The 20,975-nt window shown below is 60.7% G+C and carries 13 protein-coding genes; 8 read left to right on the forward strand and 5 right to left on the reverse strand.

Annotated features, from left to right (window positions below; genetic code table 11):
- Positions 1–544: 544 nt before the first annotated feature.
- From D5261_RS18525 to D5261_RS18555, 7 genes are all read left to right on the forward strand, one after another.
- Positions 545–1,270, forward strand: coding sequence for a histidine phosphatase family protein (locus D5261_RS18525; protein ID WP_119323326.1), 726 nt, complete (start codon positions 545–547; stop codon positions 1,268–1,270).
- 246 nt (positions 1,271–1,516) lie between these two features.
- Positions 1,517–2,560, forward strand: coding sequence for a LacI family DNA-binding transcriptional regulator (locus D5261_RS18530; RefSeq protein ID WP_119323325.1), 1,044 nt, complete (start codon positions 1,517–1,519; stop codon positions 2,558–2,560).
- Between the two features lie 35 nt (positions 2,561–2,595).
- The gene (locus D5261_RS18535) at positions 2,596–3,468 is read left to right on the forward strand and encodes a DUF1559 family PulG-like putative transporter (RefSeq protein ID WP_119323324.1); all 873 of its coding nucleotides are present in this window, start codon (positions 2,596–2,598) and stop codon (positions 3,466–3,468) included.
- A gap of 130 nt (positions 3,469–3,598) precedes the next feature.
- Positions 3,599–3,814, forward strand: coding sequence for a hypothetical protein (locus tag D5261_RS18540; protein WP_165864441.1), 216 nt, complete (start codon positions 3,599–3,601; stop codon positions 3,812–3,814).
- 232 nt (positions 3,815–4,046) lie between these two features.
- A complete protein-coding gene (locus tag D5261_RS18545; RefSeq protein WP_165864440.1) occupies positions 4,047–6,008 on the forward strand; it encodes a DUF5060 domain-containing protein in 1,962 nt (653 codons plus the stop codon).
- On the forward strand, positions 6,005–7,105 hold the full coding sequence (locus D5261_RS18550) for an SGNH/GDSL hydrolase family protein (RefSeq protein ID WP_119323322.1): 1,101 nt from the start codon (positions 6,005–6,007) through the stop codon (positions 7,103–7,105). Before D5261_RS18545 ends, D5261_RS18550 begins: the two co-directional genes overlap by 4 nt.
- A 63-nt stretch (positions 7,106–7,168) precedes the next feature.
- Positions 7,169–8,800 (forward strand): putative Ig domain-containing protein, encoded by a 1,632-nt coding sequence (locus D5261_RS18555; RefSeq protein ID WP_119323321.1) that lies wholly within the window; start codon positions 7,169–7,171, stop codon positions 8,798–8,800.
- A 93-nt stretch (positions 8,801–8,893) separates the two neighbouring features.
- Here the strand turns inward: D5261_RS18555 and D5261_RS18560 are convergent, their stop codons facing one another.
- From D5261_RS18560 to D5261_RS18575, 4 genes are all read right to left on the reverse strand, one after another.
- Positions 8,894–9,805, reverse strand: coding sequence for a carbohydrate ABC transporter permease (locus tag D5261_RS18560; RefSeq protein WP_119323320.1), 912 nt, complete (start codon positions 9,803–9,805; stop codon positions 8,894–8,896).
- Between the two features lie 25 nt (positions 9,806–9,830).
- Positions 9,831–12,191 (reverse strand): extracellular solute-binding protein, encoded by a 2,361-nt coding sequence (locus D5261_RS18565; protein ID WP_165864439.1) that lies wholly within the window; start codon positions 12,189–12,191, stop codon positions 9,831–9,833.
- Positions 12,192–12,253: 62 nt separating this feature from the next.
- On the reverse strand, positions 12,254–14,776 hold the full coding sequence (locus tag D5261_RS18570; protein WP_119323318.1) for a beta-mannosidase: 2,523 nt from the start codon (positions 14,774–14,776) through the stop codon (positions 12,254–12,256).
- 347 nt (positions 14,777–15,123) lie between these two features.
- Complete coding sequence (locus D5261_RS18575) at positions 15,124–17,037, reverse strand: glycoside hydrolase family 127 protein (protein ID WP_119323317.1); 1,914 nt, start codon at positions 17,035–17,037, stop codon at positions 15,124–15,126.
- Positions 17,038–17,133: 96 nt separating this feature from the next.
- On the opposite strand from D5261_RS18575, the gene D5261_RS18580 reads away from it, so the two are divergent.
- Positions 17,134–17,961: a helix-turn-helix transcriptional regulator gene (locus D5261_RS18580; protein WP_119323316.1), complete on the forward strand. Its 828-nt coding sequence runs from the start codon at positions 17,134–17,136 to the stop codon at positions 17,959–17,961.
- A 233-nt stretch (positions 17,962–18,194) separates the two neighbouring features.
- Here the strand turns inward: D5261_RS18580 and D5261_RS18585 are convergent, their stop codons facing one another.
- Positions 18,195–20,906 carry a secretin GspD/PilQ domain-containing protein gene (locus D5261_RS18585; RefSeq protein ID WP_125206177.1) on the reverse strand — a complete coding sequence of 904 codons (2,712 nt, stop codon included), beginning with the start codon at positions 20,904–20,906 and terminating at the stop codon, positions 18,195–18,197.
- Positions 20,907–20,975 lie beyond the last annotated feature (69 nt).

Below are 20,975 nucleotides of genomic sequence, written 5' to 3' on the forward strand. Positions count from 1 at the left end.
GTCAAGAATAGAAATGTTCTCAGGTCTTATCATCACAAAATCCGCAGATACAATTAATATTCTGTGAGCAGCGCTAAGTTGGGCGTTGGGGTGCGTCCTACGCTCAAATGGCAATAGGAAACAGATGTCGATTTGTTACAGCAAAATCGACGCCGTGCAAAAAAGTTTTGAACCGGAGAATTACTGGAAACGAGCCTGTCACCTGTGTTGTATGGTGACAGAAGGACAGGATGCGCAGAGGATCACGCACCCACTTGGCATTATACCATCAATTCCTTTTATAGTTAATCTCTGCAACAACGGCCTTAGGTTTTAATTGGTAGACACTGAGTTTATTGTGTTACGGTATTCTTTGAGGTAGGGCGCCTTATATTTAAACGTACGCACAGATGCTCGACGAAATTTCAGGCTGCGGCTGTGCATTTCTAAGGGTGTCTGCTACCCTGCGCCTCTTAATTAGGTGTCCCACCTTCGTTCTTTCCGATAGCCAAGGACACATGGAAATAACCATAGGGGCGCCGGGTATAATTCTTCTAGCGCTACTATGAGAATATACATTATCCGCCATGCGGATCCCGATTATCCCAACAACACGATCACGAACTTTGGCCATCTTGAAGCCCAGGCCCTTTCCATCCGATTGAAAACCGTCGGCATCGATTGCATCTACAGCTCTCCTCTCGGACGCGCGCGCGACACCGCCGGGTACACGGCGCGACTCCTTGGCCTGGAGCCGCGGATCGAGTCCTGGACGACGGAGCTTGACTGGGTGATGCGCGGGGAGGGGATTCAGGACGCTGGGGCTGTTTGGGACTATCCCGGGGAAGTTTTTAGGGCCGGCGCTGATTATCCGTCCTACGAGAACTGGCATCGTACGCCCCCTGTCCATAAAGATGAGCTGGCGGAGCCGTTTGCGCGTCTTGGAAAGGCGTCGGATGCGTTCTTAGCTCGTTTGGGTTATGTCCGCGAAGGGCGCCGTTATCGCTGCGTCGCGCCCACGGACGATCGCGTCGCGGTGTTCTGCCATGGCGGTTTTGGCCTGACGTGGCTGGCTTATTTGCTTGAAATTCCAGTCTCGACGATGTGGTCCGGGTTCTGGCTGCCGCCGTCATCGGTGAGCATGGTGCTGATGGAGCAGCAGTCGGACGAATGGGCCGTACCCCGCTGCGTAGGGCTGGGCGATACTTCCCATCTGTACGCCGCCGGTCTGCCGATCCAGCCGCGCGGCATTTATGCGCGGAACTGGGAGCGCCCGTCTGAGCGTGAATGAAAATGATTTGCGCTCAGAAAATTTCAGAGCGCCTGAGAATTTTCATTCGGCTGCACGCGCAATTCGTTCAGAATTCATAGCAAAAAATCCTAATTGCTCTATTATATGTATACCAGCATGTTACTTTTTACTCTGAATTGACCTAGGATTTGCTCCGTTTTGACGTCCTGAAAATATTTTCTGATAGTTTCATAAATTTCTGCAAATAATTGTTGACAGATCATCGTCCCGTTGCTATAATAGCTTATGTCCAGTATCAATGAAGTCGCAAGACAAGCCGGTGTTTCACCCGCAACGGTGTCACGGACATTCCGCACTCCGGAACTTCTCAGCCACCAGACGCGTCGCCGCGTGCTGCACGCCGCCGCCGAGCTGAACTATCAGCCGCGTCAGCGCGTGGTCAAGGCGGACGCGGAGCCGATGGGCGCTGAGACGGCCGAGTCGCTGGGATTCTTGTTCTTCGCTTCCGATCAGGACGGCACGCACGTCAACGATTTTTATTCGCCCGTAATGATGGGCGCTCAGGCCGAAGCTGGACGACTCGGACGTCATTTGATCCTTCGGACGACATCGCGCTTTGAAGCGCCTCCGGAGATGCCGAAGATGTTCCGCGAACAGTCCGTCGCCGGCATGCTGCTGGTCGGCGCCGCGCTCCCGGATATTCTGGCCGCTTACGATTCGCATCTGCCGCCTTCGGTGCTGGTGGACAACCGGGACACCTCCGGGCGCCACGACTGCATCCTGAGCGATGGCTTCGGCGGAATGCTCGCCGCGACACAGCATCTGCTGGACCTGGGGCATCGCCGGATCGCATTTATTCAGGACGAGCCGACAGCGCCCTCGTTCCGAGATCGCCAGCGCGGCTACCTGTGCGCGCTTTGGGAGGCTGGACTCATTCCCAATCCCGAGTGGATCGTCTCCACCGAGCGTCGGGCAAACCTGGAGCCGTATCTGGCTCCTCTCATGGCGGAAGCCAATCCGCCGACGGCGATTGTCGCCGCGAACGACATGAACGCATTCGCGGTGCTGGCCGCTTGCCGGACCTTGGGACTGTCCGTGCCGAAAGATTTGAGCGTCGTCGGTTTTGACGACACGACATTCAGTATTCATTCATATCCGGCGCTGACGACGGTGCGAGTGAACAAAGGTCAAATGGGGCGATTGGCGGTACGACAGCTCATCGCCCGAATTGAAGAAGCGCGCGAGGGGGCCACGCCTCTCCCGTCTGCGAATTTCGTCGTTCCCGTGTCACTGGTGGAGCGTGAGTCCTGTGCGCCCCCTCGTAATTGACTTATCACAGGACATTCAATCATAGGAGAAGAATAATGAAGCGGCAAGCCTTTACCCTTATCGAATTACTCGTTGTTATCGCGATTATCGCGATTCTTGCGGCCATTTTGTTCCCAGTTTTCGCTCAGGCCCGGGAAAAGGCTCGCGCTATTGCGTGTCTCAGCAATCTTAAGCAAATCGGACTTGGCGTCGTTCAGTACAATCAGGACTACGACGAGAAAATGCCCAATGGCACAAGCGGGTATGGCACCTGCGCTGGCTGGGCCTATCAGGTCTATCCCTATGTAAAGAGTGTTGGCGCGTTCAAGTGCCCCGATGACTCTGGTGTTGGAACGAATGGCGCGTCGCTGGGAATTAACGCTAATTTCGGCGGTAAGCCTGGATCTGACCCAACGATTATGGGGAGCGCCGACGGCCGTACCCTCGCGGAATTCAATTCGCCGACAAAGACCGTTATGCTTTTTGAGACCGCGAACGGCAAGTACTATGACCTCTCTCGGGGTGATGGTAAAGACGACGCGAACGGCATCCATGCGGACAATATGTACAACGGCATGTCCCCCTCCGGTTTGGGCTACGGCGGTCCTTACGATCCGAATGGCGGCAATGGCGCCGATCCGGCTTCCGCAACCAGCTCAAACTTGAAGTACGCCACAGGATGGCTGCGCTTCAGTTCGCAGAGCGCGAACTTCCAGTCCAAGGACGGCCGCCATCAAATGGGAGCCAACTATCTGATGGCTGATACTCATGCAAAGTTCCTGAAGCCGAATTCCGTAACTGCGGGCTACAACGACCCGAGCGACGGCTACTGCGGCGGTATCTATGCGGCTGGACCGAGTGGAGGCGCGACGGCGGCGAACACCAACTGCACCGATTCTACTGTTGCCGCAACGTTCAGCATCCAGTAATTGGCTGTTTAAGCGAAGCAAAGAGCCGTGCAATCCTGCACGGCTCTTATTATTGATCGCTTTCATAATTTACGGTGAATCAAAGCAGGGCATTTCCAGTGAATGCAGCGGGATAAAGGATAGATTTGAAATGAGTAATTGGGGAAAGTATATTGCTGGACTGAGCGTCCTAACTGTGCTTGGATTAGCGGGCTGCGGACATCAAGCCGGCGCGTCCGGCGGATCTGATGAAGCCGAGTCGCCCGCCGCCGCTCAGCAGCGGGCTGCGGCGGCTCAGCAAGCGGCTGCGGCGCAGGCTTCTGCGCGGCAATCGGCTCCGCAGCCAGGGCAAGCACAGCCGAAGTAATAGACCATTTGCTTCATGGTTTTTCAGCAAGGAGTGGAGGATTCTCAAGATGCTTCCTCCTTGTCCTTTATTTCTTGTAGAAAATTGGCTCGCGGTTATGCCGAAAAAAAATCCATTTTTGTCGTCAACATATTCACAAGCTCATACGGGCGCTAAGAATTCCGCGAATCTCTGTGTGTATACTTTACTGGTGGGCCTAATAACGACTTCATGCGCTGCAGCGCAGCCGCCAATGAAATCAACCGTCGCGCAATTCGCCAAATTCGAGGCCGCCTTCACGCTTCCCAATCCCACAGGCAATCCCTTCGATCCCGCCGTCAACGATATCGACGCCGTCATTACTGGTCCTCATGGTCTGCGCGCGGTTGTTCCGGCCTTCTGGGATGGCGATCGCTGGCGGGTGCGTTATGCGCCGACGGTGATTGGGGAGTACAGGCTTTCGATTACGCGAAATGGCGCGGCGGCGCAGCCTATTGGATTGTCCGCGAGCCGCTTTCGTGGCGTTGCTTCCAAAGACTTGGGGTTCATTCGCGTCAATCCGAAGATCGCGCAGAAGTTTGCTTTTGACGGCGCGCAGCCTTACTATCCCATCGGAATCAACGTTGCGTGGCGGAACGGCGGCGATCCTGCCTATCCCGTATATTTCGCGCAAATGGAGAAGGCGCATCTGAACTGGGCGCGCGTGTGGATGAACAATTGGGATGGCAAGAACCTGGAGTGGGCAGCCGACAGCGTCAAAAATCCGAAGATCGGTGAATATCTCCTGGATGTCGCGCGGCATTGGGATGAGATTGTCGACTCCGCGGCGCAGCACGGCGTTTATCTGCAAATGACGCTTCAGCATCACGGCCAGTATACCGAGAAGACGGATCCTAATTGGTCGAGCAATCCGTTCAATGCCGCGAACGGCGGGTTTCTGAAAAAGCCGGATGACTTTTTCACGGATCCCGAGGCGCGGCGGCTGACGAAGGCGAAGTATCGCTATATCGTGGCTCGATGGGGATATTCGGACCATATCCTGGCGTTTGAGCTGTTCAACGAAGTGCAGAACATCGGTGAGGCCGACAGTCATTTTCAGGACGTGATTGACTGGCACAAAGAGATGGCGGCGTACCTGCGTTCCCTCGACGTCAATCACCATCTGCTCACGACCAGCTATAGCGACCCCGGAAATCCATTGTCCAAGATCGGACTGGATTACGATCAGATCCATTCGTATCCGCCCGATGTCGTCTCGACGTTCGCGGCGCTGCGGACGAAGGGTCTGAAAACTCCCGTATTTTTTGGTGAATGGGGTCCACCAGACGTCCGGCCGGAAGATCTGCCGGGCCTCGTGCATGACGGCCTTTGGGCGGGCCTTACGGCGCCGACCGCCGGCGCGCAGCAGTACTGGTACTGGGATCGCGTCGCTTCCAGAAACTTCTGGCCGGTCTTCGCCTCGGCCGGCGCGTTTGTCCAGGCGTTCGGCGTGCCGTCCCTGGCGCCTATGGATCCCGTGGAGGTGACGATCGACGCTCCGGGGCCGAAAGGCGACTTATCGTTCGCGCCGCCTGGAGGATGGGAGGCGACGACCAAAACGGATGTCACCCTGACCGCATCGGGAACGCCGGACCTCTCTGGAATTTCGTCGTATATCCAGGGCCAGGGGCATCGTGAAATGATGCCGCATCCGATCGTGTTTCATGTCAATAGCTCCGCGCCATTCCAATTTCGCGTGCTGATTGGCTCTGTCGGCAAGGGCGGGGCGCATCCCACGCTTTCGCTGGACGGGGCGTCGCCGCAGGAGCTCAGCTTTCCCGCTGCGGATCGTGAGCACAATGTCGACCAGGTGTTGAGCGTGGACGTCCCGTCCGGCGCGCACACGCTCTCGCTGTTTAATACAGGAGACGACTGGTTTGTCGCGAAACGTATCATCGCCACGGCGTACGCCCCTGGCGTGGCGGTCATGGCGAAGGGAAACGCCGCGTCATCGCTCTTCTGGGCCTACGACCGCGACCGCGCCGGCAAGACTCCGCGAACGGCGACGCTTCACTTCAGCGGCCTGGAGCCCGGACGATACCAGGTTCGCCTCTGGGATGTGGCCGAGGGAAAACCGGGGTCGGTGGTCATGGCCCGGGTTTCCCAAAGCGGGGCTCTGGCGGTCGCGCTGCCGAATTTTGTCGGAGATATCGCGGGAGTAGTCTCGAAGCCATGAACGTATCGATTGTATTCGCCGCATGTCTGACTGTGGCTTGCGGAGTGTCTTTGTTTGGCGCTTATCCGGCGGCGGCGAAGGACAGCGCGCCTCAAAGCGAGTCCGTCGCCGCCGACAATAAGAACATCCAATATATGGGACGGATCGATTTCAGCGATCCCAAGAAGCCCCGGTTCTGGGCGGCGGGCTGCACGGTCCGCGCCAAGTTTCGCGGAACGTACTGCGACGCGATCGTCAACGACCAGGTCTTATGGGGAAACTCGCACAACTATATCGAGATTGTTGTCGATGACGGCAAACCTATACGCGTGCAAACGACCGGTCCCGTCAACACGATCCGCGTGGCCGAGGGACTGCCAGAAGGAACGCACACTGTCACGCTGTGCAAAGACACCGAGTCCGGAATTGGATACCTGGATTTCCTTGGCTTCCGCTGCGCCGGGCTCGTCCGTCCGGATCGGCAGCCGAGGCGCAAGATGGAGTTCATCGGGGATTCCATCACCTGCGGCACGGGCAGCGACACGTCGGTCAAACCCTGCGGCGAAGGCCAATGGTACGACCAGCATAACGCCTACATGAGTTATGGCCCGGCGGCGGCGCGTGCGCTGGACGCGCAGTGGCATTTGACATCGTCATCGGGTATCGGCGTGCATCATAGCTGCTGTGATATGAAGGTGACCATGCCGGACGTGTTCGGCAGGATGGATCTCAGCGCCAACGCGCCCGGGGAGTGGGATTTCGCGCGTTACCAGCCCGATGTCGTCACGATTTGCCTGGGCCAGAACGACGGCGCCGGCGACCCGGAAGCCTTCCACGCCGCGTACATCGCCTTTATCCATCAAATCCGAGGCCGCTATCCCAGAGCCCAGATCGTCTGCCTGACGAGTCCCATGGCCGACGCCGCGCTGACGTCGTTTATGAAGGACAGCCTGACAACGATCGTCGAGCAGATGCAGCAGGCGGGGGACAAAAAGATCCACGCCTACTTCTTTTCCCGCAGTTACAACGACGGCTGCGGCGGGCACCCCAGCATGGCGCAGCACCAGCTCATCGCCGCAGAGCTGGCGGCCTACTGTAAAGCGACATTCGGCTGGTAATCCCGCCGAATGTCATTCCTCGGCTCGCGGCCTCTATCTTCATAGGAGAGTTTCGGTTTCGCTATGTCCTTGTTACCCTCACGCGCCATCGCCGCCTCGGCGGCGCTCTGCTGCCTCACACCCGCCGCATTCGCCGCCGATCCTGCGGCGTCCCAGGTTACGCCGGACTACAGATCGCGGATCCTAACGCCGGCCGCTCCGAACACGCCCCGGATCCATGGACCCAGCGTTTACGGCGAGCGTCCCGGCCGTCCTTTTCTGTACGCCATTCCCGCCACCGGCGACCGGCCAATGACCTTCTCGGCGAGTGGGCTTCCGAAAGGATTGTCGGTGGATCCTGCAACGGGCCGGATCACCGGCCAGGTCGATCGACCGGGAACGTATCTCGTCACGCTGAAAGCGCGCGGCGCGCGCGGGCGAGATGAGAAGAAGCTCCGGATCGTTATTGGAGACCAGATCGCATTGACGCCGCCGATGGGATGGAACAGCTGGAACTCCTGGGCATGGACCGTGGATCAAGACAAAGTCCTGCGCTCCGCCAGAGCGCTGGTCGCCGCCGGCCTGGATCGGCACGGCTGGAGCTACGTCAACATCGACGATACCTGGCAGGGCAAGCCAGATCCCGCCACGAAGGCGCTTCAGGCAAATGAGCGTTTCCCTAATATGAAAGCGCTCACCGACCAGATCCACGCAATGGGGCTGAAGGCGGGTATTTACTCCACGCCCTGGATGGCTTCCTACGCGATGTATCCCGGGAGCAGCGCCTCCAACCCGGAGCATACCTGGGTGTCGCCTCCTCAGGATAAGCGCTTTATCGAGCCGAATCCGCACCATCAATTCGGCGCCTATTCCTTCGCGGCCAACGACGCCAAGCAATGGGCGGATTGGGGATTCGATTATCTGAAGTACGACTGGAACCCTAATGATGAGGCCCACACGCGCGAAATGTCCGAGGCGCTGAAGGCCAGCGGCCGCGACTTCGTGTTCAGCCTCTCCAACAGCGCCCCATTTGAGCATGCGGACGACTGGGCGCGTCTGTCCAACGCCTGGCGCACTACCGGCGACATTGTCGATAACTACGAGAGTCTTTGCCAGAACGGCTTCACGCAGTCCAAATGGGCGCCGTACTCCGGCCCCGGCCATTGGAACGACGCCGATATGATGATCCTCGGCTGGGTCGGGTGGGGGCCGGCGCTTCATCCTACCCATTTGAGCCCCGACGAGCAGTACACGCATATGAGCCTTTGGTGCCTGCTCTCATCGCCGCTGCTGATCGGCTGCGATCTGGAGAAGCTCGATCCCTTCACCCTCAGCCTGCTCACCAATGACGAAGTGCTGGCGATCGACCAGGATCCGCTCGGCCGCGCGGCCACGCAGGTTTCCACCGCCGGCGGCGATGTCACGCTGGTCGGCGCCGCGCCGTACGCAAGCCACGGCGAAACCAACTCCGTGACCCAGCCGCGCCTGCAAGTCTGGGCAAAGCCGCTGGAAGATGGATCGCAGGCCGTCGGCCTGTTCAATCTGGGAGATGCGACCGCCGAAGTCACCGCAAACTTCGCGGATCTTAAGGCAACTGGCGAACAGCGCGTGCGCGACCTGTGGCGGCAGAAAGATCTGGGAGCGTTCCGAACCAGCTTCACGACCGACGTGCCGTCCCACGGCGTCGTGCTGGTGAAAATCAGCCGCACAAAGTAAGAATCAATACCTGCGTCATGGCAGGCGGCAAATGAAAAGCGCCCCTCGATCGAAGATTTCCTTCGATCGAGGGGCGCTTTTTTGCGTCCGGGGTTAATCCTTCAAACCGGACATCACGATGCCCTGGATGAAGTAACGCTGGCCGAAGAAGAACAGGACGAGCAGCGGGATCAAGACGATCACGGAGCCGGCCATAAGCAGGTTCCAGTCGGTGCCGTGGATCGTCTGGAAGGTGCGCAGGCCCAGCTCCAGAGTCTGGTTCTCGGTGGAGTTGAGATAGATCAGCGGGCCCATCAGGTCTTTCCAGGCGCCGATGAAGGAGAACAGGCCGACCGTCACCAGCGCGGGGCGGCAAAGCGGCATCAGGATCTTCCAGTAGATCTGGAAATAGGAGGCGCCGTCCAGGCGGGCGGCTTCGTCGAGTTCGCGGGGCAGGGTCATAAAGAACTGGCGCAGCAGGAAGACGTTGAAGGCGGCGCCGAAGAAGGCGGGGATGATCAGCGGTTTTAGCGTATCGATCCAGTGCAGGTAGCTGAAGCCCACATACGAGGGAAGCATCGTGACGATCCCCGGCAGCATCATGGTGGCGAGCAGCAGCATGAACAGCCGGTCGCGGCCGGGGAAGCGCAGGCGCGCGAAGCCGTATGCTACCAGGGAGGATGACAGCACGGTTCCCACGGTCGACAGAACGGCGATCGTCAGCGTGTTCTTGAAGAAGAGAGAGAACGTGACTCCGGTTCCCTCGATCGTCCACGTCTTGACGTAATTGATCCACTGCGGCGAGTGCGGCCACGCCCACGGGCTCGCGGCGATCTCGGAGGCGGTCTTGAGCGAGAGCGCCAGCATCAGGTAGAAGGGCGTCAGCGTCAGCAAGGCGCCCAGAGCCGCGAAGCTAAAGAGAGCGACCGCCGCGCGCTTGTGCGACGACTTGATGGTGGACTTCGCCGCCGCTTCTTTGGCCGGCAGCGTCAGGGGCCGGGTGGGCTTGGTGATTATGTTACTCATGGATTTTGTGTTCCGAGCCTTCTCGTTATTTTTCCGCGCCTTCGTAATGGACCCAGCGCGACATCTTCATCTGCAGGGCGGTGATGACCAGAACGACGATGAACAGCACCCAGGCGAGCGCGCTGGCGTAGCCCATCTTCATAAAGGTGAAGGCGTTCTGGTAGAGATACAGCACGTAGAAGAGCGTCGCGTTGTTCGGTCCGCCCTGCGTCATGACGAAGCCTTGCGTGAAGGTTTGCAGCGATCCGATCACGCCCATGATCAGGGTGAAGAAGATCGTGGGCGTCAGCAGCGGCAGGGTGACGTGCCGGAACTTCTGAAACACGGTCGCTCCGTCGATTTCGGCCGCCTCATAGTAAGACTGCGGGATGCCTTGCAGGCCGGCCAGATAAATGACCATACCGCCTCCGATGCCCCAGAGGCTCATCACGACAAGGCTGCCGAGCGCCGTCTTTTCGGAGCCGAGCCAGTTCACATATCCCTTGGCGGGATCCGTCAGGCCAAGCGCGTGCAGAAGAGGATTGAGGTGCAGCACGGCGGTCATGTAGTTTAAGAGACCCGACTCGGGGTTGAAGAGGCGCAGCCAGATCAGCGAGGCGGCGACCGACGACGCGACCGCCGGAATATAGTACAGTGTTCGGAAGACCGTCTGTCCCTTGATCTTTGTATTGAGCAGGAGCGCGAGACCCAGCGAACCGGCGACGCCGAGCGGCACGGAGAAGATGGTGTAGAGCGCCGTCACCTGCATGCTTTTGAAGAAATGTTCGTCGTGGGCCATTTCCGCGAAGTTGCCCGTTCCTACCCATTTGGCTGGGGCGATCATGTCCCAGGAAGTAAAGGCGAGCATCAGCGACACCAGCATCGGGCCAAGGACGAACACGATCGCGCCGATCAGCCAGGGCGAGATAAACGCGTACCCCGCCTTCGCCTCGGCGCCCGACCCAATCTTGCGGCCCAGTTTCAGGTCCTGGCGCGCGCCCTGCCATACCCACGCCACGATCAGCAGCGTGATGACCAGCATGGCGCCGAAGCCCGCGCCCCAGTTGAGCGTGGGATGATAGGGCGGGTGGTTGATCTGGTCGAGCTTGGCCTGCGCCGGGGGCATAAAGAGATCGACCGCCTGCTGCGCCGTCAGCGTGCCGTTCCACACCAGTTCCAGCTTCGGCGTGATGATGGACGTGATCTCGGGCCAGCTTGGGCTGAGGACCTCAAAGTGGACGTACGGAACCTCGTCGATCGTCAGTTTGCGGTTCCTGGGGCGCGATCCGTCGAGCCAGAGCGGTGAATCCGCCAGCTTGGCGATCGACGGCTGCGCGAGACCGGACTTCGCCAGGCCGCTCAGCCCCTTCACGCCGGCCAGGTACTTGACCAGTTCCCAGGACTCCTGCTTATGCTTGCTGTCGGATGTAATCCCATAACCGGACCAGCCGGTCATCACGCCGCGCTGTCCCTTCGGACCGGCGGGAAAGGCGGCGATATCCCAGTCGAAGTCCTTGATCTCGTCCCGGAATCGCGGCACTTCCCAGATACCGGTGCAGTACATCGCCAGCTTGCCCTGAGTGAAAAGCTCATGCGGGCCGACGGCGGACGATTGCAGCTCGATCGTCGAAGGCGATACGTTGTACTTCTGGATCATGTCCACGGTCAGCTGCATAGCGTTGACGACCAATGGATCGTTGTACAGCAGTTTCTTGGGGGCCTTGATATCGTCCACGAAGGAGCCGCCGGATGAGTAAACGAAGTTGTTCATCGTCTGCTCGGACCAGCCGCCCGCGAAGCCATACACCGTGTCGGCGCTCGTCTGCCCGTGATGCGTCAGCTTCTGCGCGACGGTGAGAAAATCTTGATTGCCGCGCTCGGGATGCGGCTTGTAATCCCAGCTCCAGGAGCCGTCGGGGTAGGGGAGATGGGCTTTGTCGAAGAGTGTCTTGTTGTAGTAAACCAGGCCCATCGGCGCGATATCGCGCGGAATGGCGTACGTCTTGCCGCCGCTTTGGAAGACGTTCACCAGCTGAGGATAGTAGTCGTTCAGGTTGACGGACGGGTCGGCCTTCAAAAACGGTGTCAGATCCGCCAGGATCCCGCGTCCCGCGAACTGCGGGTAGTTGCCGCCGCAGAAGACCACATCGGGCGTGAGGTGCGCGGCCTGCTCGACAATGAGCTTCTGCGCATATTCGTCACCCGGCGGCTGGCGCTCGGCGCGTACGGTGACGCCCGGGTGGTCGCGCTCAAACGCTTCGACCGTTTTATTGATGATGGCGATCTCTTTGAAGTCCCCCCAAAAGCGAAAACGCAGAACCGTTTTCTGGGTGTCCGCATGGACAGCCGCGCTTGGGATGAACAGCAATAGAAGCAAAGCGATCCGAAGAATACGCTTGATGGACATGAAAGTTTCCTTGATCCCGGGGCGTGACGTCATGCCCCGGGATGTTGTCGCCTGAATGATATTTATGCCGGCGATCGGTCCGCCAGGGTGCGCGCCACGAGCTTGTCGGCGAGATCGGCTCCGCCGCATGGGCAGTTCGCCGTGATGATGACGGTCTTGGCTTCTCCCGGCATCAGATGGAAGAAGTTGTCCGACACCGTGAGCGGCGTGTTGTCGCCGCGCCGCAGCCAGAGATAGGGCGCGAACGTCTCGCTGGTGAGCGTGACGGCGATCTCATGTTCGCCGATCCGCTCATGACGCGTGTGAATGGACGGCGTTCCCAGCTCCAGGTCCTTGGGCTCCGCGAGCAGCAGCGTGCTGTCGAAGGCGGGCGTTCCGTCCGCCGGCGCGAACCGCGCGTGGAGCACGGTGGATCGCTCGCGTCCTTTTGCCGCCGACAGATCGAATGTCGTGACGATTGCCGCCGCGTTGGCGGGCGCCTTCGCCTTGGTCTCCGTCTGCTGGATCGTTTCGCCGTCGAAGCCGAGCAGCGTGATCGTCAGCACGCCCGGGATCGGCTCGGAACGATCGTTGACCAGATGCGCCTCGACGATGTCGCCCTTGCGGTACAGCGAAAGAAGCTGCGGCGCGTAGAACCGCTTGGCGGCGTAATAGACGGCCTTCGGCTCGCCGGCGCTATCGATCATCGCCCAGGACTGCACGGGCCAGCAGTCGTTGAGCTGCCAGATCAGCGTGCCCCAGCAATGCCCCATGCGGCGTCGGTAGTGCTCCACGCCGTAGCGCATCGCTTCGCCCTGGTTGCACTGGCTGTAGTAGACCAGGTCCTCCAGGGTCTGAGACACCGGAAAGTGGATATCCTGCATGCCGATGTAGGTGTCGTAGCCCTTGCGCGTCTTGTCATGCCACTTCACGACCGGCGAGTGCGGCGCGCGGTCTTCGGGCGCCAGCACGCCTTCCCAGGCCGCCATGCCGCAGCTTGCCGCGAAGCCGAACTCCGAGCAGAAGCGCGAATCGTTCTCAGTGTAGTGAACCCAGTCACCGCGTCCGTGCCAGACATCCCAGTTGTGGCAGTCGCCCGCGTTCGCGCTGTTCGGAAGATCGCCGCCGTAGGGCGAGGACGGCCAGTAGGGCGTCGCCGGATCTTCCGCCGCCAGCACTTCCGGCAGGATCTCATGATAGAGATGCTCGCCGATATGGCGCGACGGGTTCAGACCATTCCACTTGTCCGCGAACATGGTGTGGTTCTCGTTGTTGCCGCACCAGAGGCAGAGCGAGGGATGATTGCGGATACGGCGCACTGCCTGCGCCGCTTCCAGCCTTGCCCCCTCCGCGTATTCGCCGAGATCCGGATAGTAGGCGCAGCCGTACAAGAAGTCCTGCCAGACCAGGATCCCCAGCTCATCGCAAATGTTGTAGAACGCTTCGCTTTCGTAGAACCCGCCGGCCCAGATGCGCAGCATATTGAAGCCGGCGTCCCGCGCCTGCGTGATCCGCTCGCGCAGCCGCTCCTCGGTGACGCGCGTGATGAACGAATCGTCCGGAATCCAGTTGGCGCCCTTCGCGAAGATATTCACGCCGTTCACGCGGAATTTGAAGGTCTCCCCCGCGCCGTCCATGTCCGGCTCGCGGATCAACTGCACCGTTCGGAAACCGACGCGCGCGTCGAGCGCATCGATCTCTTCCGACGATTGGCGCAGCGCGATCCGCAATGGATAGCGGGCGGCGTCTCCAAGTCCTCGGGGCTGCCAGAGCCGCGCGTTGATCGTCACCGCCGGCAGGGCGATCTCATGCACGCCGATGGCCTCCGGAACGACCGCCGAAATCGATCCCGTCCAGTTCTCGCCCGCCACGGAAGCATCCAGCGTCAATCCCGCGCCGGCGGCGCGGCGCTCGACAGTCGCCGTCACGCGGACGGAAACCTCGCCGCTGTCCAGAAAATCGTATTCGTACTTCCAGTCGCCGATCTCGGCGAGCGGAACCGTCACCAGCTCCACCGGCGCCCAGATCCCGCAGGAGCTCAGCACGGGACCCCAGTCCCAGCCGTACATGTACTGCGCCTTGCGGACGAACGAACGCGGCGCCCAGCTATCCCAGTGCCCCGGCATCTCGGAGCCTTGAGCGACTTCCCACGCCTCCTGACGCGCCCGGCCGACGCGCGTGGCGCTGCGGAAGGTGACGCGCAGCGTGTTCTCACCAACGTTCAGCCGCCCGTCCACCGGGAAGCGATGCGTCATGAACATATTCTCCGTGCGGCCCAGCGCCTCGCCGTTCAGCTCGATCTCGGCGAGCGTGTCCAGCCCATGGAACACCAGGGCGCGATGCGCCGGCGTCAGCTCTTCCACCTGGAAGCGCGTTTCGTAGACCCAGTCGGTTTCGTCCACCCACTCCACGCCGCGCTCATTCATGCGCACGAACGGATCTCCAATGACGCCGTCGCGCATCAAATCCAGATGGATATGACCCGGAACCTCCGCGTTCAGCCAGGCCAGCCGGCGATGCTCGGGGGCGTCCGAGCGCGGGGCCTCCTGAACGCGCCAATCCTTGTCCAGGACGGTTCGAATAACTTGTGATGAAAAATTGCTCATACAGACATGCCTTTCCGCCAGAGCCGCCGTGACGTGTCGGCAACGGCTTCTCTTGTACCATTAATGATAGCAAGAGCGGCGTCGTCTGTCAAGATTTTTCTTGATTGTTTCTGAAATTATTTTATGTTTTCAGTCAGGGTTATGAAATTTTCATTTCTCCTATTTGAAGTCAGATATCGCACTCAAAGTTTAACAGAAAACGTTTTTTCAGTCAAGCAAAATCGTGAAAATAGTTGCGAAGGGAAGCGCGGCGGGAAGCGGACTGACGATATGTTTGGGGAAGTGGGCAAAAAAAGACGCCGGGCGATGGAAGTCGCCCGGCGTCATTATCGCAAATTTGCGAACGATCAGCCTTTTCGGACCCAGACCGTCATGGATCCGGCCTCGCGGTTGGCCCAGGCGTAGTAGGGGACGGCCGTCACGGCGATGGCCTGGCCGGGGGAGCCGCCTGGCGCACGATCGAGGTAGGCGCCGGCCGCCCACGCCGATCGGTCCAAAACGTTCCCGGCGGCGCGCAGGACGGTGACGCCGCCCAGTAACTCTTTCTGAAAATCAATACCGATCGCGTCATCGCTCAGAACGATGTCGCGGACGTCCACGCCGTCATGGTCGATTTGCTCCAGGCAGTAGACCAGCGGGCCGCGCGCGAGAGCCGTTTTGCCGTAGGCGTCGGCGATACGCGGATCGGCGGTCAGGGCGCGCACGGGCATCGGCAGAGTCAGGCGCACGGTGTCTCCGGTCGTCCAGGGGTGATCCACGGCGGCGTACGCTCCCGCTTCGACCGACCTTGGCGCTTCGCCGTTGACCTGTACTGTCGCGCCCTGCGCCCATTCGGGAATGCGCAGATGCAGCGTCGCGCCGGCGTGGGGCGTGTTCTCCACGGTGAAACGAATGTCTCCGTCCCAGGGATAGATCGTTTCTTGTTTCAGCGCAATCGATCCGCCGCCCTGCAAAGGAAGCTCGGCGGAGCCGGCGGCGTACAGATGCGCCCACACGCCATTGCTGTCGTCGACGGAGTAGAAGTAGCCGCTCAGCGACGCCAGCAGGCGCGCGATGTTCGGCGGGCAGCAGGCGCAGCCGAACCAGGGCTGGCGGCGATGGGAGCCGTCGTTACTGAGCGGGTTCTGGTAGAAATAAGAAGCGCCGTCCAGCGAGAGGCCCGCGAGCATCGCGTTGTAGAGCTGAAGCTCCATCTGGTCGGCGTACTTCGCGTCGCCGGCGATTTGCAGCATGCGCCAGTTCCACATCACGCCGCCGATCGCCGCGCACGTTTCCGCGTAGGCGCGGTCGCTCGGCAGTTCCCAGTCCGCGCCGAACGCCTCGCCTTCCCAGCGCGCGCCCAGGCCGCCGGTCACGTACATTCGGCGCTCGGTCATGTTGCGCCACTGCGCTTCCAGGGCCGCAAGCAGCGAAGCGTCGCCTGTTTCCGCGTATAAGTCCGCCGCGCCGCTGTCCAGATACATCTGCCGGACGGAGTGCCCGACCACTTCCGTAAGGTCCCGGAAGGGAACCTGGTCCTGGAAGTATCGGCGGTCGAAGTCGCGGGTCGGCGGGGTGGTGTAAAGCGCGGAAACTTCCTGGCCGCGCGCGCCGAGGAAATATTCGACCTGGTTCAGATAGCGGTCGTTGCCCGTCGCCTTGTAGAGCGCCGCCAGCGCCAGCTCGATCTCCTCGTGGCCGCATGCGCCCTCGCGCTTGCCTTCAGAAACGGGGCCAAACGTTTCGCAGATGTGGTCGGCGAGGCGTTTCGCGACATCAAGGAGGCGCGTGCTTTCCGTCGCGTCAAAGTGCGCCGCCGCCGCTTGTATCAAGTGGCCGGCGCAGTACAGCTCGTGCATGTCCTTGAGATTCGTCCAGCGTTCTCCCACGCGGTTGACGCTGAAGTAGGTATTTAGGTAACCGTTCGCGTCCTGGGCGTCGGCGATCTCAGTGATCAGCACATCGGCCATCCGAATCAGCGCCTCGTCGTCCGGATGCTGTCCCAGAGCGAACGCCATCGCCTCCAGAAGCTTGTAAACATCCGAGTCGTTGAAAAAGATGCCCTCGAAGGGAATCTCTTTCTTGCCGGAGGCGCGCCGGAAATTATCCACGCGTCCCGTTTCCTCGCACTGCTGGAACTGCGACGGCAAGGTCACGGAGCGGTTGATCGCGATGCGCGGACTCCAAAACGCGTCTTGAATCTGGACGGAGCGCGCCGAGACCGGACGTAACCGGTTGTATCGACGGATTTGTGTTGAGGGATTGGTAAGTTGTCGCGCCATATGGTATATATTAGCAGTTATGTTTGTGGGATGCAAGATTAGAAATCCGCACAATACCAGGACAAATCTTACCCGCGCCGGCCGCGCGCGAATTCGATGATGGACATTTGCCAGCTGAACTTCTCTCTCCCGGTGCAGGCGATCAACGCCGGTCTTTTTGTCTCCAGCGGCAAGGGGACGCATCCGGACCGGGTATTTCCATACTTCGATCTGATTTATGTCCGTTCCGGCGTGCTGGATATTCAGGAAGCCGAGAAGGCGTTTCATGTCGCCGCCGGTGAGACTCTGCTTCTCTGGCCGGAGCGGCGTCATTTCGGGACGAAGATCTATCCAGCCGACCTGTCGTACTTCTGGCTGCACTTTTTGATTCGGGAAACGCCGGAGAGCGCGGGGCGGCAATCCTGCGATGTGGCGCAGCATGCGTCCGTCAGCCGTCCGGACCAGCTGGCGGAGGCGTTTCGCCGTTTTTTGGACGACCAGGAAAGCGGATCGCTCGAACAGATGACGGCCGATCTGCTCGTGACGCTGATCCTGCGCGAGGCCGCGCGTTCGCACGAAGCTACGGGCGCCGCGCGGCATTCCTCGATTTCCGCCGCGAACCGGGCGAACGCGTATATCATCGCGCACTTTCACGAACCGATTACGGTGGCTGAGGTCGCGGAGAAGGTCGGCTGCAACCCGAACTATCTCGCGCGGATCTTTCGCGAGGCGTATGGCAAGACGATGACCGACGCCGTCCACGACTGCCGCCTAGCCTACGCGCGCCGGCTGCTGATCGAAGGATATCAGAATGTGGATGAGATCGCCCGCGAATGCGGTTTTGCCGATGGAGGATATTTTCGAAGACTGTTCAAGCGCGCCCATGCGATGACGCCGCTGGCGTTTCGCAATCTGTACGCACGCGTGCATGTGAACTCGGCATAGAACATGCGCGCCTGAGAGAATAGATTTTGAGCGAATAGATGTAAGGAACGATGAATGCGCCGGGCATTTGTCGGTCGGTTTCGGTCCTTCGGCTACCGGTCAGGAAATACAGAGCGTGGCAGCGTCTCTCATGTCCTGAATCGGAAGTCTAGAGGGCCGAAACCGACCGACAAATGCCCGGCGCATTGCTGTTTGCCGGTCTGATGGGGCGGCTTCGTCGGTGTTACCCGATCTTATTCACCGGGGCCGCCGTTGTCGGCCGGCGCATCGCCTCCCGGCGCGGGCGGAGTGTCCGCCGGCGCGGCGGCGTTCGGAGCCGGCGCGGCTTCGGCCGCCGCGCCATTCTCCGCATTGGAGGCGGCCGCGCCGGGCGCCGGAACCACGAGCGGAGGCGGCGGCGCGCCGGCGGGCGGCGGGGTAATCGTGACCGTCGTCGTCACCGGGCCGGGCGCGGGCGGAGCGCCGTTCCCTGCCGGCGCCGCCGACGCGCCCGCTCCGGTGACCGGCGGAGTCGGGTTGATAATGGGCGGCGCGATCGGAGCCGTCTTGGTCGGCGTCGCCCCGCTCAGATTCGTCGAAGAGCCCAGCAGCGCCTTGGGAAGATATCCGCGCACCGGCTGATCGATGCCCAGTACCGTTTGCTCGCGCAGTTTTCGCGCTTCCTCGGGATCGCGGACGACATGCGGGGTGAGGAACACCAGCAGCTCCGTCTTCTTTTTCTCTCGGCTCGTGGACTTGAACAGGTTGCCGATCAGCGGAATATCGCCCAGGATCGGCACCTTGGAGACGGTGGACCCGTAAGATGTGTTCATGATGCCGCCCAGCACGATCGTCTCGCCGTCCTTCACGCTGGCCGTGGTCTGCGCCTCGCGCTGATTGACGATCGGGGCGTTGAACGACGTGTAGCTGACGAGGTCGTTGGCGGTCTGCGTAACATCCATCGTGACATAGCCGTTTTCGGTGATTCGCGGCGTCACCGTCAGGACGATGCCGACATCGAGGAACGAATAGTTGGAGATCGTTCCGACGTTGAGGTCGGTGGTCTGGCTGGTCACGTAGGGGATGCTCTGGCTGATGTTGATCTGCGCCTGCGCGTTATTCGTGGTGAAGATGCGCGGCGTGCTCAGGACATCGAAGCGGGTGTCGCTCTTGACGGCCTGAAGGAAGACGGAGTACTCGCCGGCGTTGAGCGTATAACGGAAGCCCTGGGGCTGCGCCGTGTTGGCTTGTACGCCGAACGACTGGGTTCCGGTCGCCGTTCCATTCTTGATGCCGAACGGCTTTCCCTGAGCGAAGTTCCACTCGACGCCCAGTTCATTGGTGGCGTCGAGGTTGGCCTCCACCACAAGCGTTTCGATCATGACCTGCTCGGGGATCTGATCCAGCTCCTTGAGGATCGACTCCACGAGCGGCCGGTTTTCCGGAGCGGTGACCACAATCACGCTGTTGGTGTCGATATTTGGGATCAGCAGGACCTCGTTGTTGAGGTCTCGCACGTTGACGACATGGCCCTGGCTGTCGAAGCCCGTGGTGATCGTAGTCGAGGCCGAGCCGGACGTGGAGCGTGAGGCGCTGTTGTTGTTACTATTGTAGTTATTCTGATTGGTGCTTCGGTTCGTTGTGCTCGACGAGCCGCCGACCCCGGAGTTGATGGTGCTGGACGACACCGTTTGTCCCGTCAGCGAGCCGCCGCCGGCGGTGGAGGAGCTGGATCCGCTCCGTCCGAACGATTGGTTGAGCAGGTTGGCGACGACATCGGCGCGCGCGTTCTTGAGGGTGTAAACGAAGGTCGTGCCGACATAATCCACCTGCTTGTCGATCTGCGCGATGACCTGGGTGGCGACCGCGATATTCTCCGGCGTCGCCGTGACAATGATCGAGTTGGTGCGCGTTTCGGCCACGACCGTGCCGTTCGCCGTGCTCTGGGTGTTGTTCTGTCCGCCGCCTCCAAAGAACCCGCCGAATCCCCCGAAGCCGCCGCGGCGCTGATTATTATTGTTGTTATTGTTCGTGGTCGAGGCCGCGCCCCGTCCCAGCGTCGTGCTGGTGCTGATGACGCTTTGCAGCACCGTCGCCGCGTCAGACGCCAGGGCGTATTGCAGCTTGAAGACCTTGGTCTGCCGTGGGGACGCGGTCGGCTTATCGATCTGGTCGATGATGTCGGCCACTTGATCCTGATCGCGGCTGGAGGCGTTGACGATGATGGAGTTGCTGTAATCGTCCGCCGACGCCTTCACGGTGGAGGTTCCCGCTCCTCCTCCTCCGCCGCGCCGGCCGCCGCCGCGCCCGCCAAATCCGCCGGCTCCAAAGCCCGCCGCGCCAAAGCCGCCCGCCGCCGGCGCGCCCGGGGCTCCGGGAGCGCCGCCCTGGGTATTCCCCGTGTCCACGGCGGCCGCTGCGGCGTTTGCGAAGACATCGTTGATAGCGCGGGCGAGCTGTGTGGCGTTCGCATATTTGATGGTGTAAACGCGCATCTCCACCGCGCTGCTGCGGCCGCCGCCTCCAAATCCGCCCGCGCCCTGCCCGCCACCAAATCCGCCTCGTCCGAATCCGCCGAACGATGGGCGCTGCGACTTGGGCTGCACCAGCAGGAAGCTGCTTTGCTTGACGATCTCAAAGTTCTTCAGTCCGAGGGTGGCGTTTACGATCGCGAAGGCGTTCGCGAGCGACTGCGGCGTCGGACTCTGCACGGTGATGCCGCCGGTCAGCGAAGGATCCTTGATGATCGTCACGCCGCTCGCCTGGCTGAGAACGTGAAGGACCGCGTCGACATTGCTGTTCCGGAAGTCCAGGGTGACTCGCGCCTTGGGATTCAGCTTGAATGAGTCCCAGGGCGCGGCGGCCGCCGCCGGCGCCGCAGGGGCGCCGCGGTCGAACTGCGCGTGCGCGGAAGTCCCGCAGGCGGCGAGGGCTGCGAGCATGACGATGGATTGTTTAGTCCTCATAATCGTACGGTCTTCTTTCCACGAAGGATCGGGCGCGGCGTGGGACGCCGGCGCGGACAGTGTTCAAAA

It is taken from the genome of Capsulimonas corticalis (assembly GCF_003574315.2).
GTDB lineage: Bacteria > Armatimonadota > Armatimonadia > Armatimonadales > Capsulimonadaceae > Capsulimonas > Capsulimonas corticalis.

Excerpts from the sequence above, each read along its gene's own strand:
- D5261_RS18530 (WP_119323325.1), top strand. The coding sequence starts at position 1,517 with ATGTCCAGTATCAATGAAGTCGCAAGACAAGCCGGTGTTTCACCCGCA.
- D5261_RS18555 (WP_119323321.1), top strand. The coding sequence starts at position 7,169 with ATGTCCTTGTTACCCTCACGCGCCATCGCCGCCTCGGCGGCGCTCTGC.
- D5261_RS18575 (WP_119323317.1), bottom strand. The coding sequence starts at position 17,037 with ATGGCGCGACAACTTACCAATCCCTCAACACAAATCCGTCGATACAAC.
- D5261_RS18580 (WP_119323316.1), top strand. The coding sequence starts at position 17,134 with ATGATGGACATTTGCCAGCTGAACTTCTCTCTCCCGGTGCAGGCGATC.
- D5261_RS18550 (WP_119323322.1), top strand. The coding sequence starts at position 6,005 with ATGAACGTATCGATTGTATTCGCCGCATGTCTGACTGTGGCTTGCGGA.
- D5261_RS18570 (WP_119323318.1), bottom strand. The coding sequence starts at position 14,776 with ATGAGCAATTTTTCATCACAAGTTATTCGAACCGTCCTGGACAAGGAT.
- D5261_RS18565 (WP_165864439.1), bottom strand. The coding sequence starts at position 12,191 with ATGTCCATCAAGCGTATTCTTCGGATCGCTTTGCTTCTATTGCTGTTC.
- D5261_RS18545 (WP_165864440.1), top strand. The coding sequence starts at position 4,047 with ATGAAATCAACCGTCGCGCAATTCGCCAAATTCGAGGCCGCCTTCACG.
- D5261_RS18540 (WP_165864441.1), top strand. The coding sequence starts at position 3,599 with ATGAGTAATTGGGGAAAGTATATTGCTGGACTGAGCGTCCTAACTGTG.
- D5261_RS18535 (WP_119323324.1), top strand. The coding sequence starts at position 2,596 with ATGAAGCGGCAAGCCTTTACCCTTATCGAATTACTCGTTGTTATCGCG.
- D5261_RS18525 (WP_119323326.1), top strand. The coding sequence starts at position 545 with ATGAGAATATACATTATCCGCCATGCGGATCCCGATTATCCCAACAAC.
- D5261_RS18585 (WP_125206177.1), bottom strand. The coding sequence starts at position 20,906 with ATGAGGACTAAACAATCCATCGTCATGCTCGCAGCCCTCGCCGCCTGC.
- D5261_RS18560 (WP_119323320.1), bottom strand. The coding sequence starts at position 9,805 with ATGAGTAACATAATCACCAAGCCCACCCGGCCCCTGACGCTGCCGGCC.